The organism is Novimethylophilus kurashikiensis (genome assembly GCF_003112435.1).
GTDB classification, from domain to species: domain Bacteria; phylum Pseudomonadota; class Gammaproteobacteria; order Burkholderiales; family Methylophilaceae; genus Novimethylophilus; species Novimethylophilus kurashikiensis.
This window is the reverse complement of sequence record NZ_BDOQ01000004.1, coordinates 51,873-68,442: the sequence shown is the minus strand read 5'-3', so window position 1 is coordinate 68,442 and position 16,570 is coordinate 51,873. Positions and strand designations below refer to the sequence as shown.

Sequence of the window (16,570 nt, the reverse complement as noted above, 5' to 3'; positions counted from 1 at the left end):
CCAGGCGAGAGGTCATTTCTCGTATGACTAAGCCGAGAAGGCTCGCGCTCATGCCCATTCGGCACGCATGTTAGAATTCACTTTCCGCAAATAACGGTTCTACGTCTTGAATACCGCAACCCAACCTTCACGCATTGTCATCGCTACCCGCGAAAGCGCCTTGGCACTGTGGCAAGCGCACCATATCCAGGCCCGCCTGCAAGCGCTCTATCCGCAGACCCAGGTCGAGATTCTCGGCATGACCACCACCGGCGATCAGATTCTCGACTCCCCGCTCGCTCGTATTGGCGGCAAGGGGTTGTTCGTGAAGGAACTGGAACAAGCGTTGGAAGACGGCCGCGCCGACCTTGCCGTGCATTCCATGAAAGACGTGCCGATGAATTTGCCCGAAGGCTTTGCCCTGGCGGCCATCGGCGAACGCGAAGATCCGCGCGATGCCTTCGTTTCTAATGATCACGCCAATCTTGAGGCGTTGCCAGAAGGCAGCATCGTCGGCACCTCCAGCTTGCGTCGTCAAAGCCAATTGATGGCACGCTTCCCGCATCTGAAAATCGAATCCCTGCGCGGCAACCTGCAAACGCGGCTGCGCAAGCTGGACGAAGGCCAATACGCCGCCATCATCCTGGCCGCTGCCGGTTTAAAGCGCTTGGGACTGGAGTCCCGCATCCGCGCTTACATCGCCCCGGAACAAAGCATTCCTGCCGTGGGACAAGGCGCCCTTGGCATCGAGATTCGTGCCGGTCGCGACGACATGATGGCGCTACTGGCGCCGCTCAATCACCCCGAAACCGCCGCCTGCATCATTGCGGAACGCGCCATGAGCCGCGCTTTGGCGGGCAGTTGCCAAGTACCGTTGGGAGCTTTTGCAAGCAGCGAAAACGGCCGTCTCAACATGCGCGGCTTTGTCGCCAGCATCGACGGGAAGCGCATGGTGCGCGCCGAAGTTTCCGGTCCCGAAAGCAGCGCCGAAGCCTTGGGCGGCGAATTGGCCCAAGCCTTGATCGTGCAAGGCGCAGACTCCATCCTGGCCGAGCTTGAGCAACACGCCTGACTTGCCGCTGTCCGGTTGCGGCATCGCCATCACCCGGCCCAAGGATCAAGCGCAGGCTCTTGCCAACAGCGTTGCCAAGGCCGGTGGTGAGGCCATTCTCTTTCCGCTACTGGAAATTGTTCCGCTTCAGGATTACACGGCTTTCGACGCAGTCACGGCCGATCTCGGCAAGTTCGACTGGGCCGTATTTATCAGCACTAACGCCGTCGAGCACAGCCTGAGTCGTCTGCTTACCCGGCACGACTGGCCTGCCAACTTGCGGTGCGCCGGCATCGGGCCTTCTACCCAAGCCGAATTAGCGCGCTTCGGCATTCGCGATGTGCTGATTCCCCAAGACCGATTCGATAGCGAAAGTCTGCTAAACTTGCCCGAAATGCAGGATGTAGCAGGCAAGCGATGCCTGATTTTTCGCGGCGAGCAAGGCCGGGAATTGCTGGCCGATACCTTGCGAAAACGAGGCGCCGATGTCGTGATGGCCGAGTCCTACCGACGCATCAATCCGCAGCAGGATGCCGGTGAACTGAAACATCGGCGAGAGCAAGGCCGATTGCATGCCATCGTCGTCACCAGCAGCGAAGCGTTGCGCAATCTCATCGCGCTCGCCGGTACAGATCGCGCCTGGCTGCAACAGACAACACTGTTCGTGAATCATCCGCGCATCGCAGAAACGGCGATGAGCCACGGACTCAAGGCCACGGTTGCGACCAAGCCGGGAGACGCGGGAATGCTGGCCGCGCTGGTCGAGCATAAACAAGAAATGTTATCCACATGAGCGAAACCGATACCGAACCTACCGCCCAGGCAATTCCGCCTGCCGAGCCGTCCCGCGGCATGTCGGCGCAAAGCCTCGCCTTGATTGTCGCACTCGCGGCGCTCGCCCTGCTGGCCTGGCAATGGCTGGACAATCGCCAGCGTCTCAACGCCATGGAATACAGCCTCACCCAGAAGTTGAGCGAGTTCGATACACGCAACCGCGAAAGCGAGCTGCTCGCCAAGCAGGCACAGGAAACCAGCACCCAGACCGCCGCCCGACTGGCCTTGCTCGACCAAAAGCTGGCTGAATCCCAAAGCCAGCAGGACGCGTTGCAGACCTTATACCAGGAATTCGCCAACAACCGCGACGAGCGCTTGGTGGCCGAAGCCGAACAGCTATTGGTCATGGCGAGCGAGCAACTGCAACTGGCCGGCAATCTGAAGAGTGCCTTGATGGCGATGCAAACGGCGGACATGCGCTTACAGCAAATCGACAAGCCGCAGGCCATCCAGCTGCGCAAGCTCATCGGCCGCGACATCGAGCGCCTCCAGGCCGTGCCGGCTGTCGATATCGTGGGCACCAGCCTGCGTCTGGAAGGCATGGCGGCCGCTGTCGAAAAGCTGCCGCTGATCAGTGAGCATCATCCGCGCAATACCAACGACCAGCTGGCACCCGATTATGAAACCAACGCCTGGCGCCGCCTGGCGGGCGAGGTTTGGCACGACATTCGCCAATTGGTGCGTATCGAACGCATCGACCGCCCCGAACCGCCCCTTTTGACACCAGAGCAATCTTTCTTCCTACGGGAGAACCTACGTCTGCGTCTTTTGACGGCGCGTATCGCACTGCTACAGCACGACGATTCCAGCTACCACGCCGACCTGCGTGCGGCCGACGAATGGCTGAAACGCCACTTCGACACGTCCGACCAGAACGTGCAAGCCACGCTTGCGACCATCCGCCAATTGGCCAGCAACATCATCAATATCCAGCTCCCTGATATCAGCGAAAGTCTGAACGCAGCCAGCCGGTACAAACTCTCGCTGGAAAAGGGCAGCAAGTGAAGCTCCTGGTTTGGCTGTTACTCGTCGCCGGTGCGGCCGTCGCCGTACCGCTCCTGGTCGGTCAAGGCAACGGCTACGTGCTGCTGGTACAACCGCCGTACCGCATTGAGCTCTCGACCAGCCTGTTCCTGCTGCTGGTCGTGATGACGTTCTTTATCGTGCACAGCCTACTGCGCCTGACCTCATACACACTACAGTTACCGGACAAGGTGAAAGCATTCAAGCGCGAGCGCCGCGAACGTGATGCCTCCGCCGCCCTCATGGAAAGCCTCAAGGCACTGGCTGAGGGCCGTTACGGCAAGGCCGAAAAATCGGCTGCCCAGGCACTGTCCCTAGGCGCTGACCCGCTGGTTGGGACACTGGTTGCGGCACGCGCTTCGCACAAGCTCAAGAATTTCGAGCGGCGCGACTATTACCTCGCCGAAGCCGAGCGACTGGCACCCGATGCCGAAACAGCGCGGCTTCTCTGCCAGGCCGAGCTGCTGCTCGACCAACGACGCTTCTCCTCGGCGCTCGATACCGTCGGCCAATTGGAGAAAAACGAGGCGCGCCACCTGCCGGCGCTGCACTTGGAACTCAAGGCCCGCCGCCAACTGGGCGACTGGGAAGAAGTCCTGTCGCTGATCCATCAACTTGAAAAACGCGGCGGCATCGAACCCGTGATCGCGCAGCAGTGGAAGTTGCAGGCGCATCTGGAACTGCTGCAACGCAAGAGCAGCGACCCTGCATTACTGCTGGCCTATTGGCAAAAACTGCCTGAGCACGATCAATTGGATTCGCGTATTGCCTTGGCTGCCGCACGCCAATTCAGCGCCATCAACGATGGTGCAATGGCGGCTCGCATCGTGGAAATGAGCCTGACCAAGCAGTGGGACAGTCTGTTGGCCGAGTACTACGGCGAATGCGACAGCCCGGAGCCTCTCAAGCAACTGGAACAGGCCGAATTCTGGTTGAAGGAACATCACAACGATGCCGGGCTGCTGCTTTCGCTCGGCAAGCTTTGCATTCGTACCGAGCTCTGGGGCAAGGCGCAAAGCTATCTCGAAGCCAGCCTCAGCGTGCAGGAAAACAGCGCTGCCCACCTTGCCCTGGCGCAAATCATGGAGCAACTGGGGCATCAAAACGAGGCCAATCGCCATTACCGGCTTAGCCTGCAGCGCAAGCTGGAGGAGCACGCTTAACGCAATTGGGTTTAGCGAAGAGACAACAAAAAAGCCGGGAGAAACCCGGCTTTTTTATTTGATACCTCTTGCGGCCTGAAACTATTTTTTCGGTGCGAAGGTAAAAGCGTCGGAGAAGAATTCACCCTCAGGCAAACCGTTTGCTGTGAAATCTCGGTGCGCGGCCTCGACCATCGCAGGCGCTCCACAGCAATAGACTTGGTAGTCCTTGAGGTCGAAACCATCATCCAGGACAGCTTGGTGCACGAACCCGGTACGGCCCGTCCAGTCGTCTTCCGGCTTGGGTTCGGATAGCACGGGGATGTAACGGAAATTGGCATGCTGCGCTGCCCACTGCTCTGGCAAGTCGTTCATATACAAGTCTTGCCGCGCCAGTGCGCCCCAGTAAAGCACGACCTCACGCTGGATGTTGTGGTGGAACATGTGCTCTAGGATGCCCTTGATAGGCGCAAACCCTGTGCCACCGGCGACGAAAATGATCGGCTTGTCGCTTTCCTCGCGCAGGGTGAACGTGCCCATCGGGCCTTCAAAGCGCAGGATGGCCTTTTCCGGCATCTCGTTGAATACGTATTCGGTGAACTTGCCGCCGGGGATCAGGCGAAGGTGGAGTTCCAGCATCTGGTCGTCGAACGGAGCGTTGGCAAGCGAGAAGGCGCGACGCGCACCGTCCTTGAGCAGGAACTCGACGTACTGGCCTGGCATGAATTGCAAACGCTCGTTAGCAGGCAGTTTGAGATACATGGCAATCACGTCGGGCGCCAGTTGGACTTTCTTTTCGACCCGGCACGGCAGAATCTTGGCCTGGATGCCGCCCTTGAGGCCGACTTCGCGGCATTCAATGGTCAAAGCAGAAGTCGGCTTGGCGCAACAGAACAGCGCCTTGCCCTCGGCCTTTTCCTGCAATGACAAGGCATTGGGCTGGGCATCGCCATGATCAACCGTGCCTTCCAGTACCGTGCCTTTGCAAGCGCCACAAGCACCGTTGCGGCAGCCGTATGGCAACGTGAATCCGGCCTCCAGAGCAGCGTTCAAAATGGTGTCGTCAGCCTGGGCCGCGAATTGGTGCCCGCTTGGTTGAATCGTGATCTGGAAAGACATGGAATAGAAGTGGAAAGCGCAAAAATGGAAGTTTACCATACCCCCCATTTGAGCTTAACAGCGCCTTACTGTCTGCCCTAACAAGGGTTTCTGCGTTTGGCTATTCCTCTCGCCGCCATTCTCCCTCGATGATGTCGTCGTTGGCAGCAGGACGATTGACGCCCGTATGTGGCATCGGGATCAGCAGCAGGATGATGGCGATGACATCGCTGATGACGCCTGGGAACAGCAATAGCAAGCCAGCCAGCACTTTACGGGCACTGGCGAACAAGGCATGCATGGGATGCTGCCCGCGCTGCATCATGGTGAAAATACGACCGAACACGGCAAAGCGCTCTTCCTTGATGAGTGCGATGCCGGCAATCGCCGTCACCAGCAAATAGAGCGCCATCCACCAGCCGTATATTGCGGCCAGCTTGGCGATGACATAAATCTCGAGAATGGGGAATGCGAGTAAAATTGCGAGCACTAACAGCAAACGCATGCGGAATTCCTTAATGACTGCGATTCTTGTGATGAGCAACTGGCCGGACCGCGAAACAGCCTCGCGCGTGGCGGAACAACTGGTAGAGGCGCGGCTGGCGGCTTGCGTCAACCTGCTCGCACCTTGCCGGTCAATCTACCACTGGCAAGGCAAAACGGAAAGCGCGGAGGAAATTCCCATGTTGATCAAAACGACGGAGACGCGCTATGCCGAAGTCGAGCAGTACATTCGCGCCCATCACCCTTACGAACTTCCGGAAATCCTCTCGGTCCCAGTCAGCGGCGGCCTGCCCGATTATTTGCAGTGGGTTTATCAAGAAACAGCATGATTAGAACAATTTTCCTCCTTACTTGTTTATGGCTGGGCACGGCCCAGGCCGGATTGTTGCCGGAACGCGAAGCGCCGCAAGTGTCAGGTCCGACGACCTCGGCGCTTAATGAATCTGGCAACGACTTCCTCAAACCCGAACAAGCCTTCAAGCTCTCCATCGTGCGGCAAGACCCGCAGACATTGAAGGCGGATTTCGAGGTTGCGCCGGGCTACTACCTATATCGCGAGCGCATTTCGTTCAAACTGAAGCAAGGCCAATTGGCAGGTGTCGACTTGCCGCCTGGCGAGATGAAGCACGACCCCAATTTCGGCGACATGGAGGTGTATCACCATAGCTTCCAGGCCACGTTGCATCTAGCCGGAAGCATTCCGCCCGAGGGCATCAGCTTGCAGGCAAGCTACCAAGGTTGCAGCGAAAAAGGCTTGTGTTACGCACCGATCCGCAAAACCTTCGACATCGGCGCAAGCGAAACCGTCAGCGCTTCGACTCCGACAAGTGTTGGAGAAACCGATCAAGTGCGCCAGCTTCTGGGCGGCGGCAAGCTGTGGCTGATCGCCAGCGGATTTTTCGGCTTCGGCCTGCTGCTGGCCTTTACACCCTGCGTGTTCCCCATGATCCCGATTTTGTCCGGCATCATCGTGGGCCAAGGTCAACATCCAAGCCGCACCCATGCTTTCAATCTTTCCCTGGCTTACACCCTCGGCATGGCCGTCACTTATGCCATCGCCGGCATCGCCGCAGGACTTTCCGGGCATTTGATCAGCAATGCGCTGCAAACACCTTGGGCACTTGGCGCTGGAGCCCTTGTTTTCGTGCTGCTTGCGCTGTCGATGTTCGGGTTCTACGAATTGCGCCTGCCGAGCGGCATGGAATCGAAAATCGCCGAAACGACCAACCGCATCAAGGGCGGGCGTTTTTTAGGTGTCTTCATCATGGGCGCGCTCTCGGCACTCATCGTCAGCCCTTGTGTGGCGGCCCCCTTGGCCGGCGCGCTCTTATATATAGGCCAGACGCACGACGTGGTACTGGGCGGAGTCGCCCTGTTTACCATGGCGTTGGGCATGGGCGTACCGTTGCTTGCAGTGGGATTGTCGGCAGGGGCGTTGCTTCCCAAAGCCGGTGCGTGGATGAAATCGGTGCAAAATGCCTTCGGGGTTGTCATGCTGGGGGTTGCCGTCTGGTTGATTTCGCCCGTGCTTCCAACAGCCATCGTCATGGGCCTATGGGCCGCCCTGCTGATCGGCGTCGCCATTTTTCTGCACGCATTGGACGGTTTGCCACCCCATGCGGGAACCGCACAACGGCTTGGCAAGGCGTTCGGCGTCATTGCCCTCACAGCCGGAATCGCTTTGCTGATCGGGGCTTTCGCCGGCAGTCGCGATCCTTTGCAGCCGCTGGCTGGCTTGTTTAACGGGAAAAACGCTTCACCTGCGGAGCATGCCTTGCCGTTCAAGCGGATCAAGAGCACTGCGGAACTCGATGCGGCGATCCAGGCAGCAAAAGGTCGGCGTGTGATGCTCGACTTTTATGCCGACTGGTGCGTCTCGTGCAAGGAGTTCGAACGCAACACGTTTTCCGATGCTCGTGTCGGCAAGATGCTGGAAAACACCCTGTTATTGCAGGCAGACGTAACCGCCAATACGATAGAAGATGCCGCCTTGCTCGAACGTTTCAATTTATTCGGCCCTCCCGGCATCATCTTTTTTGATGCCAATGGCCGTCAAATGGTCACGCAAGTGGTGGGATACCAGGATGCTGAGCAGTTTCTCGTCACGCTCAACGGTATTTTTGCGGCAAAAGACCGCAACTGCCCAAAAGCGCTTGAATGCTAAGGAAATTCCCCTCTAGATAATATTGTTGCTGCAGCAACTTCTGCCAATTTCGGTAATTTTGCTGGACAATTCGTTGCTAATTGCGGCAAACTTGCGCCTCTAGAGGGTTCTGAAAATCGAAGGAAAATGACGACAAAACCCGGTGCCGACAGTGCTAAACGCATACTCGTATTGCATGGGCCGAACCTGAACCTGCTAGGCGTCAGGGAGCCTGAGCATTACGGGCGCGATACACTGGAAAACATCAATCAACGTCTTGCGGACAAGGCGCAAAATGCCGGTATCGGGCTAGACAGCTTTCAGAGCAACATCGAAGGCGAACTGGTCGAAAAAGTCCATACCTTGTTCCAGCACCCCGCCGATTTCATCATTATCAATCCCGCTGCCTTCACCCATACCTCCGTTGCCTTGCGCGACGCGATTGCAGCGGTCAAGACACCGTTTATCGAAGTGCATCTTTCCAACGTCCACGCTCGTGAAGCCTTCCGTCACCACTCTTACTTTTCCGATCTCGCCCTTGGCGTAGTTTGCGGACTAGGTGCGGCTGGCTATGAATATGCCGTGGATTTCGCCATCAACCGTATCAAGGGTCAACAAGGATAATCATCGCCATGGATCTGAGAAAACTTAAAAAACTGATCGACCTCGTGGAAGAGTCCGGCATCGCCGAACTGGAACTGACCGAGGGAGAAGAAAAAGTTCGTATCAGCCGCCAGCCGACCGGCCAGGCTGCGCAGTTCCCCGCTTACATGCCGCAAATGATGCAATATGCACCACAGGCTGCACCTGCAGCCCCGGTTGCCGCAGCGCCTGCGGCCGAAGCTGCGTCCGCACAGATCGAAGGCCATGTCGTGAAATCGCCGATGGTCGGCACGTTCTATCGCGCACCGTCTCCGGACGCCAAGGCTTTTGTCGATGTCGGTTCGTCCGTTTCTGCCGGCGATACGCTGTGCATCATCGAAGCCATGAAGCTGCTGAACGAAATCGAAGCCGACCATAGCGGCGTCATCAAGGCCATCCTGGTCGAAAACGGCCAGCCGGTCGAATACGGCGAGCCCTTGTTCATCATCGGCTAACCGGGAGGTTTCCCAATGTTCGAAAAAGTCCTCATCGCGAATCGGGGAGAGATTGCCCTACGCATTCAACGTGCATGCCGCGAACTCGGCATCAAGACCGTTTGCGTGTACTCCGAAGCTGACCGCGAAGCCAAATACGTCAAGCTGGCAGACGAATCCGTTTGTATCGGTCCAGCCGCATCCAGCCAGTCTTACCTGCATATTCCTGCCGTCATCAGCGCCGCTGAAGTGACCGATGCCGAAGCAATCCACCCCGGCTACGGCTTCCTGTCGGAAAACGCCGATTTTGCGGAACGCGTGGAACAAAGCGGTTTCGTCTTCATCGGCCCGCGTGCCGAGACCATTCGTCTCATGGGTGACAAGGTCAGCGCCAAGGACGCCATGAAGAAAGCCGGTGTGCCTTGCGTTCCCGGCTCCGACGGCGCCTTGCCGGAAGACCCGGAAGAAGTCGTTCGCATCGCGCATGAAATCGGCTTCCCGGTGATCATCAAGGCCTCCGGTGGCGGTGGCGGTCGCGGCATGCGCGTGGTGCATACCGAAGCCGCGCTGTTGTCGTCGGTGGAAATGACCAAGGCCGAGGCGCAAGCTGCGTTCGGCAACCCCATGGTCTACATGGAAAAATTCCTGACCCAGCCCCGCCACATCGAAATTCAGGTGCTGGCCGACGAGCACGGCAATGCGGTCTACCTCGGTGAGCGCGATTGCTCCATGCAGCGCCGCCACCAGAAGATCATCGAAGAAGCGCCGGCACCCGGCGTCGATCGCAAGCTCATCGCGCAAATCGGCGAACGCTGCGCCGAAGCCTGCCGAACCATTGGCTATCGCGGCGCGGGTACGTTCGAATTCCTGTACGAAAACGGTCAGTTCTATTTCATCGAAATGAACACCCGCGTGCAAGTCGAGCATCCCGTTACCGAACTCGTCACCGGCATCGACATCGTACAAACGCAGTTGCGCGTTGCGGCAGGGCAAAAGCTGCCGTTCAAGCAGAAGGATATCCAACTGCGCGGCCACGCCATCGAATGCCGCGTGAATGCCGAGGACCCGGCGAAGTTCGTGCCGTCCCCCGGCCGCATCACCGGGTTCCACATGCCCGGCGGCCCTGGCATTCGCGTCGATACGCACGTCTACCACGGCTACATGGTTCCGCCGACGTACGATTCCATGATCGGCAAGCTGCTGGCTTACGGCGACACCCGCGAGCAAGCGATTGCCCGTATGCGTATCGCGCTGTCGGAGATGGTCGTCGAAGGCATCAAGACCAACATTCCGCTACACAGCGACCTTATGAATGACGCGGCTTTCCAGCAAGGCGGCACCAGCATTCATTATCTCGAGCACAAGCTGGGAATCGCGACCAAGTAACATGGCTTGGCAATCGTTGAAAATTGAAGCAGATGCCGACAACGCCGAAACCTTGAGCGACGCGCTCATGGAACTCGGCGCCTTGTCGGTCGGCATCGAGGATGCCGACGCGGAAACACCGGACGAGCTGCCGATTTTCGGTGAGCCTGGCATCGGCGAACCCGGCGTCTGGCGTCGTAACGTGGTGAGCGCACTGTTCGACGACGGCTTGAACCTGGATGAAATCGCCCTGGAAGCAGCTAGCGCAGCTGGCATCGCACAGCCGCGCTTTACTATCGAAGCGGTACCCGAGCAGGATTGGGTTCGCGCTACGCAATCCCAGTTCGACCCGATCCACATCGCAGGCAAGATGTGGATCGTGCCTTCGTGGCACGACAGCCCCGAGCCCGATGCCATCAACATCATCCTCGACCCTGGCCTCGCCTTCGGCACCGGCAGCCATCCCACCACCCATCTGTGCCTGGCTTGGCTGACGGACCATTTGAAGGCTGGCGAGTCGGTACTCGACTACGGTTGCGGCTCGGGCATTCTCGCCATCGCCGCGAAGAAGCTGGGCGCAGGGGCAACTGCGGGCGTCGACATCGACCCGCAGGCCATCCTCTCCAGCCGACAGAATGCCGAGCAAAATGGCGTAGAAGCCGATTTTTATCTGCCTGATGAGCTCCCGGCTACTGAGGCCGATGTCATCGTGGCCAATATCCTGTCCATCCCGCTCAAGGTACTGGCACCAGCGCTGGCGCAAGCTTGCCGGCCCGGAGGTCGTATTGCGCTTTCCGGCATCCTGGCAGAGCAGGCCGAGGATGTTTCTGCCGTTTATGCAGCCTGGTTCGACATGGCACCCCCCGTATTCATGGAGAACTGGACCCTGCTGACAGGGACCAAGCGGTGAGCCTGATTACCACGTGCCCTTCTTGCGGCACGTCGTTCCGGGTAACGCCGGAACAACTAGCTGCACACCGCGGCGACGTCCGCTGCGGCAAATGCCAACATATCTTCAGCGCCCTGAAACAACTGGAGGAAGTAGTTCCGACTTCACCCCTGGCTATTGAAGAAACTGCTGAAGAGCTGCTTCATATCCCTACCGCCACCAGCCAACCGGTGGAATCGCCTTCAGAAAACATCGAGCCGCCTCTGGCTATGCCTGCAGAGGAAGAACCTTCGACGGAAGTCCACATACAGCCCGAGCAAGCACTTGAGCTCGAACCTCTGGATCTGGCTATATCGCCCGAATCCGAACCTGAATTAGAACCTTCATTAGAAGTAAGCTCAACGTCAGCGGTCGTCGAGACTGAATTCCCTGCTCTGCAAGAATCTGGTATCGCCGAAGAACGCGAGGCGGAAAGCGACGAAGAGCACGAGATTCAGGCTTTATCCATCGACACGTCGGCCCTCGACTTCGAAATCGAACCCGAAATTGAATCCGAATCCATGGTAGTTGTGGAGGAAGATTCCCCAGCGACATCCACCTTAGTCCCAGATACCGAAGAAATCGAATTACGGTCACTCGAGGCATGGCCGGAAGAATCTGACGTTGTAGAAGCAAGCGCCCCGGGCAAACCCACAGAACCGGAACCGCAACAAGATTCAACGCCGCCTGCCGCAGCATCCGCCCCCACCGCGGAAACAGGGACTCCGGTTCCATCGTTTATGGCCCCCGTGCAACAACGCCGCCGCCCTATCGTGACGGCCATGTTGGCGCTTGTGTCCCTGCTATTGTTGTTGCTCCTCGCGGCGCAAGGCATCTATTTCATGCGGAACATGCTGGCTGCTCACTATCCGCAATCAATGCCCTGGCTTGAACAGTTGTGCCAGCCATTGCACTGCAAGGTCGAGCTACCGCATCAGGCAGAACTGCTCAGCATTGAGGATTCCGATTTGCAGGACGATACCGAGCATGACGGGGTGCTGATCTTGAGAAGCGTGCTCGACAACAGGGCCACATTCACCCAGGCACTGCCGCTGCTCGAACTGACGTTGACAGATACCGGGGATTTACCGGTGCTGCGGCGCACGTTCACGCCGCGAGAGTATTTACCAAAGGAAATGTCGCCAGAAAAAGGCATTGCGGCCGGGGCGCAGATTCAGATTCGCCTCAACCTTGTCACCGAAGGTATCAAGCCGGCCGGCTACCGGCTCTACGTGAGATATTGATCGGGTTACGCTGACCCTGCAATCAGTTCGAGCTCAGGGAAAATTCCTTGGGCAGCAGCACCCACATTTTCCCTTGCTGCTTCATCGCCCCCGCCATCCGCCCGGCATCGTTGCCGGCCCCCCAGAAAAAGTCGGCCCGCACAGCACCCTTGATCGCACCGCCGGTATCTTGCGCCATCATCAACCGCTGCATGGGACGATTGCTGTTGGGCTGCGTGGTCGATAGAAACACCGGCGCACCCAATGGGATATAGCGAGGATCAACCGCTAGCGCCCGCTCGGCCAGGATAGGCACACCGAGCGCGCCTAGCGGACCAGGCAACCCTGACGGCAATTCGCGGAAGAATACATAGCTGGGATTGCTGTTGAGCAAGTCGCGCAGCTTGCCGATGTTGGCGCGCGCCCAATTCTTGATACCGAGCATCGATGCCTTGTCCGCAGTCAGTTCGCCGCGATTGATCAAGACCTTGCCGATAGATTGATACGGTTGCCCGTTCTGGTCGGCATAACCGACGTGCACGCGCTCGCCGTTTTCGAGCTGGATCACACCGGAGCCTTGGATCTGGAGAAAAAACAAGTCGATGATGTCGGCCACCCACAGCATCTCATAACCAGATAACGGGGATTCCGTAATCTCGATCTCGCCTCGGCTGTAGTAAGGCGCGACGCGGTTGCCTTCCAGTTTGCCCCGGAGTCGACGATGCGCAAGCTCCGGGTACTCGCTTCCCAAGTCGACAGTAATGAGATCCTTGGGTTTGGAATACAGCGGATAGCGGTATAAATCTGTGCGTTTGCGGCTGCCGCGCAGCAATGGCTCATAGTAACCGGTGATCAACCCAGTCGTCGTACCATCGGGATTCGTGACCTGGTAAGGCGTGAAATATTGCTGGAGATAGGCACGGATATCGCTCTTCCCCGGGGCTGCCATCTGCTGCGCCGCATCGCAGGCCTGCTTCCAAACATCTTGTTTCCTGAGTGCCTGGCACCCTTGCAACCAAGCGCCCCACGCCCCCGAGAGATTATCGGTCTCCACGCCCTCAACTTGGGTCCACTCGACCGGTCGGAGCAGCTGATATTCCTTGACCTTGACTGGCTCCACGGCACCCGGCTCAGTGGGAGGTGGCACGTACCGTTCGACGTCGGGAATCTGGATCGGCGGCGTTTCTTCTTGAACGCAGGCACAAGCGGCGGCTTGAGGTGCTGCAACGGCTGCCGTCGTAGTCTTGGACGGTTTTTCCGGTTGGGTGGCACAGGCGCTCAGCGCCAGGGCGATCAGCCAGGCAGTCTTTTTCATGCTCAATGAAGGGTACGTGGAATCGCCAAGGTAAATACCGGGATCGGCGCTTCGAACTGCGTGCCGTCCTCGGCCGTAATTTGGTAAGTGCCTTGCATGGTGCCGACAGGCGTCGCCAACACGCAGCCGCTGGTGTATTGGAAAGATTCCTCAGGTTGCAGTAAAGGCTGCGCGCCGATCACGCCTAGCCCCCTCACCTCCTGCACATGACCCACGGCATCGGTGATCAGCCAGTGGCGGCTGATCAATTGCGCCGGCACGTTCCCGGTATTGGCAATCGTGATGGTGTAGGAAAACACATAGCGATCCTGCGTTTCGTCCGATTGCTCCGGTACATAGGCTGTTTCGACCGAAACCGTAAATTCGTAGCGCTTGTGTGAGGGCATAGCGTGCCTATTTTGAAATGAGGCCAGTGGTAGGAGAGCTGGGCGAAGCCGAATATAGCTTCTTCGGCATGCGCCCGGCCAGGAAAGCCTCGCGCCCGGCCTGCACCGCCTTCTTCATGGCAGAAGCCATCAACACCGGGTCTTGGGCACCTGCAATCGCGGTATTCATGAGAATACCGTCGCAACCCAATTCCATGGCAATCGCCGCATCCGAGGCCGTGCCCACGCCTGCATCCACCAGCACCGGCACATTGAGAGTATCGATGATGATTTGCAGGTTCCATGGGTTGAGGATGCCCATGCCGGAACCGATCAGCGACGCCAACGGCATCACGGCACAACAGCCGATGTCTTCCAGCTGCTTGGCGATGATGGGGTCGTCCGAGGTGTACACCATTACGTCGAAGCCTTCCTTGATCAAGGTCTTGGCAGCGGAAATGGTTTCGATCACGTTGGGGTACAGCGTATGCGGGTCGCCCAGCACTTCCAGTTTCACCAGCTTATGGCCGTCGAGCAGTTCGCGGGCAAGGCGCAAGGTACGCACGGCATCTTCCGCGGTATAGCACCCTGCCGTGTTGGGCAGGTAGGTGTATTCGCTGGGAGGCAGTACGTCCAGCAGCGAGGGCTCGTTGGCATTCTGGCCGATGTTGGTGCGACGGATCGCCACGGTCACGATTTCTGCGCCGCTAGCGTCAATAGCCGCCTTGGTCTGGGCAAAATCCTTGTATTTGCCGGTACCCACCAGAAGGCGCGAGCCGTAAGTCTTTCCGGCGATGGTCAATGTATGCATGGTTTAAAACCTGTTTTCAGTTAAACGCAGGATAGAGCCTATTGCAGCAGGCATCAGCCCCCGCCGACAGCACCGACGATTTCCAGCTTGTCACCGGAAATCAATTGGGTTTCGGCAAACACGCCGCGCGGCACGATTTCGCCGTTACGCTCGATCGCCAGCCGCTTGCCTTCCAGCCCCAGCTTCTGTACCAGAAAAGCCACGGTAAAATCCGCGCCGTTTTCAGGCGAGTCGAAACTACGCTGGTTTCCGTTAATGTGGAGGAGCATCATTCGATTTGGTTGAGCAAGTAAATTGCAGTAGAATTCGCGGGTCCTAAAGCACCGGACCGGGAGAAAATCCCAAGCGCTTATTGTAAGCGACAAAGGTCCGAGGGGCCACTGCCCCAATCACGCGGTATTTCGCGGGTGTAGTTCAATGGTAGAACGGCAGCTTCCCAAGCTGCATACGTGGGTTCGATTCCCATCACCCGCTCCATCTTCCCAGCGGTTTCTCCCATGCTATGATTCCAACAAAAACGATTAGGAATCCGGGCATGACTTCCATAGAAAAATCCAAGATCATCGATCCACGCGTCGAGCGCATCGGGCGAGCCACGGCGCGGCTGCACAAGCTGCTCAAGGAGCTCGGCCACACACGCACCCTGCAACAATCCGCCGCAACCATGCCGGATGCGCGCGATCGGCTTTGTTTTATCGACAAGGCCATGCACGAGGCGTCCGAAAAGACCATCAGCGCCGTGGAAGCCTCTCTCCCGCTCACCGACAATAGCCGCAACGCCTGTAGCGATTTGGCAATGCGCTTGTCAGCAGCCAATTTCGCAGAACAACAAGATCTGATTGCCGAAGCCGTCTCCGCTTTCGGGGAAATTGCTTCCAATACCGAGCGCGTACACCACAACCTGATGCAGATCATGGAAGCGCAGGAATTCCGCGACGTGGCAGGCCAGATGGTGAACAAGGTGGTGGGTGCCGCGGTAGAAATCGAACATATCCTGCTCGATATCCTCAAGGAGTACGCGCCCGACGCGAAAGACTCCCTCATCAGCAAGGAAGGCCTGACGGCCGGGCCTAACCTCAAGGCAGAAGACAGCGTCAACGGCCAGGATGAGGTCGACGATTTGCTAGCCTCGCTCGGGCTTTGATCCGGGATATTGTTCCAGCGCTCGCTGTCGGCCTGATTCTCGGGCTGCTGGGACATCCCCTACTCGGTATTATCTTTGCCGGATTCGTCTGGGTATTTCTTCGACTAAGACGCAACCCCGTCAACCGGACTAGCGAGGCAATCTCGTCCGTCCCATTCGATGATTACACTGCTCCCACGCTAGAGAACGCGTCCGAATTCAGTGGCAAGGGCGGTACTTTCGGCGGCGGAGGCGCTTCCGGCAGTTGGGATGGGAGTACTGATAGCGGCGATTCAGGCGATAGCGACAGCAGTGGCGATTGAACGTCGCCTCAATCTAATGATTTTCATTAGGCGCAATTAATGGCGTTGAGTAGCTCATCCGTCGAACCGATTGGGTATAGTTGTATCCAACGATTCGGATAGCGTAAACCTCCATGAACGCTTCTGAGTGATTAAATTCAAAACTTAACTTTAAGGAGATTGACCATGTGGACCAAGCCCCAAGTTACCGAAATGCGTTTTGGTTTTGAAGTAACGATGTACGTTTGCAATCGTTAATTCGAAATTAACGTAAGCGAAAACGGGAGC

At 57.9% G+C, this 16,570-nt stretch carries 20 protein-coding genes and 1 tRNA gene; 15 read left to right on the top strand and 6 right to left on the bottom strand.

Features of this window, described 5'->3' with window-relative positions; genetic code table 11:
• Window positions 1-106: 106 nt before the first annotated feature.
• Genes hemC through NMK_RS07490 form a run of 4 tightly spaced genes read left to right on the top strand, consistent with a single transcriptional unit; the run spans window position 107 to window position 4,050 of the window.
• Window positions 107-1,051, top strand: a complete 945-nt coding sequence (hemC, locus tag NMK_RS07505) for a hydroxymethylbilane synthase (protein WP_109015166.1) — start codon at window positions 107-109, stop codon at window positions 1,049-1,051.
• Window positions 1,035-1,823, top strand: a complete 789-nt coding sequence (locus NMK_RS07500; RefSeq protein WP_227871414.1) for a uroporphyrinogen-III synthase — start codon at window positions 1,035-1,037, stop codon at window positions 1,821-1,823. The genes hemC and NMK_RS07500 overlap by 17 nt, the downstream gene beginning before the upstream one ends.
• Window positions 1,820-2,869, top strand: coding sequence for a uroporphyrinogen-III C-methyltransferase (locus tag NMK_RS07495; RefSeq protein WP_109015165.1), 1,050 nt, complete (start codon window positions 1,820-1,822; stop codon window positions 2,867-2,869). The genes NMK_RS07500 and NMK_RS07495 overlap by 4 nt, the downstream gene beginning before the upstream one ends.
• Entirely contained in the window at window positions 2,866-4,050 is a 1,185-nt protein-coding gene (locus NMK_RS07490) for a heme biosynthesis protein HemY (RefSeq protein WP_109015164.1), read from the top strand. The genes NMK_RS07495 and NMK_RS07490 overlap by 4 nt, the downstream gene beginning before the upstream one ends.
• Before the next feature lie 81 nt (window positions 4,051-4,131).
• Here NMK_RS07490 and NMK_RS07485 read toward each other — a convergent pair whose 3' ends face one another.
• Window positions 4,132-5,148 carry a CDP-6-deoxy-delta-3,4-glucoseen reductase gene (locus tag NMK_RS07485; RefSeq protein ID WP_109015198.1) on the bottom strand — a complete coding sequence of 339 codons (1,017 nt, stop codon included), beginning with the start codon at window positions 5,146-5,148 and terminating at the stop codon, window positions 4,132-4,134.
• A gap of 100 nt (window positions 5,149-5,248) precedes the next feature.
• The gene (locus NMK_RS07480; RefSeq protein WP_109015163.1) at window positions 5,249-5,632 is read right to left on the bottom strand and encodes an FxsA family protein; all 384 of its coding nucleotides are present in this window, start codon (window positions 5,630-5,632) and stop codon (window positions 5,249-5,251) included.
• 13 nt (window positions 5,633-5,645) lie between these two features.
• Between NMK_RS07480 and cutA the strand changes: the two genes are divergently transcribed.
• From cutA to NMK_RS07445, 7 genes are all read left to right on the top strand, one after another.
• On the top strand, window positions 5,646-5,960 hold the full coding sequence (gene cutA / locus NMK_RS07475) for a divalent-cation tolerance protein CutA (RefSeq protein ID WP_227871413.1): 315 nt from the start codon (window positions 5,646-5,648) through the stop codon (window positions 5,958-5,960).
• Complete coding sequence (gene dsbD, locus NMK_RS07470; protein ID WP_109015161.1) at window positions 5,957-7,795, top strand: protein-disulfide reductase DsbD; 1,839 nt, start codon at window positions 5,957-5,959, stop codon at window positions 7,793-7,795. The genes cutA and dsbD overlap by 4 nt, the downstream gene beginning before the upstream one ends.
• Window positions 7,796-7,921: 126 nt before the next feature.
• Entirely contained in the window at window positions 7,922-8,398 is a 477-nt protein-coding gene (gene aroQ / locus NMK_RS07465; protein ID WP_109015160.1) for a type II 3-dehydroquinate dehydratase, read from the top strand.
• A gap of 8 nt (window positions 8,399-8,406) precedes the next feature.
• Window positions 8,407-8,871: an acetyl-CoA carboxylase biotin carboxyl carrier protein gene (gene accB, locus NMK_RS07460; protein WP_109015159.1), complete on the top strand. Its 465-nt coding sequence runs from the start codon at window positions 8,407-8,409 to the stop codon at window positions 8,869-8,871.
• A gap of 15 nt (window positions 8,872-8,886) precedes the next feature.
• Entirely contained in the window at window positions 8,887-10,236 is a 1,350-nt protein-coding gene (gene accC / locus NMK_RS07455) for an acetyl-CoA carboxylase biotin carboxylase subunit (protein ID WP_109015158.1), read from the top strand.
• 1 nt (window position 10,237) lies between these two features.
• On the top strand, window positions 10,238-11,125 hold the full coding sequence (gene prmA, locus NMK_RS07450; protein ID WP_109015157.1) for a 50S ribosomal protein L11 methyltransferase: 888 nt from the start codon (window positions 10,238-10,240) through the stop codon (window positions 11,123-11,125).
• Window positions 11,122-12,387 carry a DUF3426 domain-containing protein gene (locus NMK_RS07445; RefSeq protein WP_181376197.1) on the top strand — a complete coding sequence of 422 codons (1,266 nt, stop codon included), beginning with the start codon at window positions 11,122-11,124 and terminating at the stop codon, window positions 12,385-12,387. The genes prmA and NMK_RS07445 overlap by 4 nt, the downstream gene beginning before the upstream one ends.
• 22 nt (window positions 12,388-12,409) lie before the next feature.
• Here NMK_RS07445 and mltA read toward each other — a convergent pair whose 3' ends face one another.
• From mltA to thiS, 4 genes are read right to left on the bottom strand one after another with little or no spacing between them, the layout of a single operon-like run.
• Complete coding sequence (mltA, locus tag NMK_RS07440; RefSeq protein ID WP_109015155.1) at window positions 12,410-13,681, bottom strand: murein transglycosylase A; 1,272 nt, start codon at window positions 13,679-13,681, stop codon at window positions 12,410-12,412.
• 2 nt (window positions 13,682-13,683) lie between these two features.
• On the bottom strand, window positions 13,684-14,067 hold the full coding sequence (gene apaG, locus NMK_RS07435; RefSeq protein ID WP_109015154.1) for a Co2+/Mg2+ efflux facilitator ApaG/CorD: 384 nt from the start codon (window positions 14,065-14,067) through the stop codon (window positions 13,684-13,686).
• A 7-nt stretch (window positions 14,068-14,074) separates the two neighbouring features.
• Entirely contained in the window at window positions 14,075-14,857 is a 783-nt protein-coding gene (locus NMK_RS07430; protein ID WP_109015153.1) for a thiazole synthase, read from the bottom strand.
• 53 nt (window positions 14,858-14,910) lie between these two features.
• The gene (gene thiS, locus NMK_RS07425; RefSeq protein ID WP_109015152.1) at window positions 14,911-15,129 is read right to left on the bottom strand and encodes a sulfur carrier protein ThiS; all 219 of its coding nucleotides are present in this window, start codon (window positions 15,127-15,129) and stop codon (window positions 14,911-14,913) included.
• Between the two features lie 131 nt (window positions 15,130-15,260).
• On the opposite strand from thiS, the gene NMK_RS07420 reads away from it, so the two are divergent.
• From NMK_RS07420 to pqqA, 4 genes are all read left to right on the top strand, one after another.
• Window positions 15,261-15,334, top strand: a tRNA-Gly gene (locus tag NMK_RS07420).
• A 58-nt stretch (window positions 15,335-15,392) separates the two neighbouring features.
• Window positions 15,393-16,001: a protein phosphatase CheZ gene (locus NMK_RS07415; protein ID WP_181376196.1), complete on the top strand. Its 609-nt coding sequence runs from the start codon at window positions 15,393-15,395 to the stop codon at window positions 15,999-16,001.
• On the top strand, window positions 15,998-16,303 hold the full coding sequence (locus NMK_RS07410; protein WP_109015150.1) for a hypothetical protein: 306 nt from the start codon (window positions 15,998-16,000) through the stop codon (window positions 16,301-16,303). The genes NMK_RS07415 and NMK_RS07410 overlap by 4 nt, the downstream gene beginning before the upstream one ends.
• 165 nt (window positions 16,304-16,468) lie before the next feature.
• Entirely contained in the window at window positions 16,469-16,540 is a 72-nt protein-coding gene (gene pqqA, locus NMK_RS07405) for a pyrroloquinoline quinone precursor peptide PqqA (RefSeq protein ID WP_082877972.1), read from the top strand.
• Window positions 16,541-16,570: the final 30 nt, after the last annotated feature.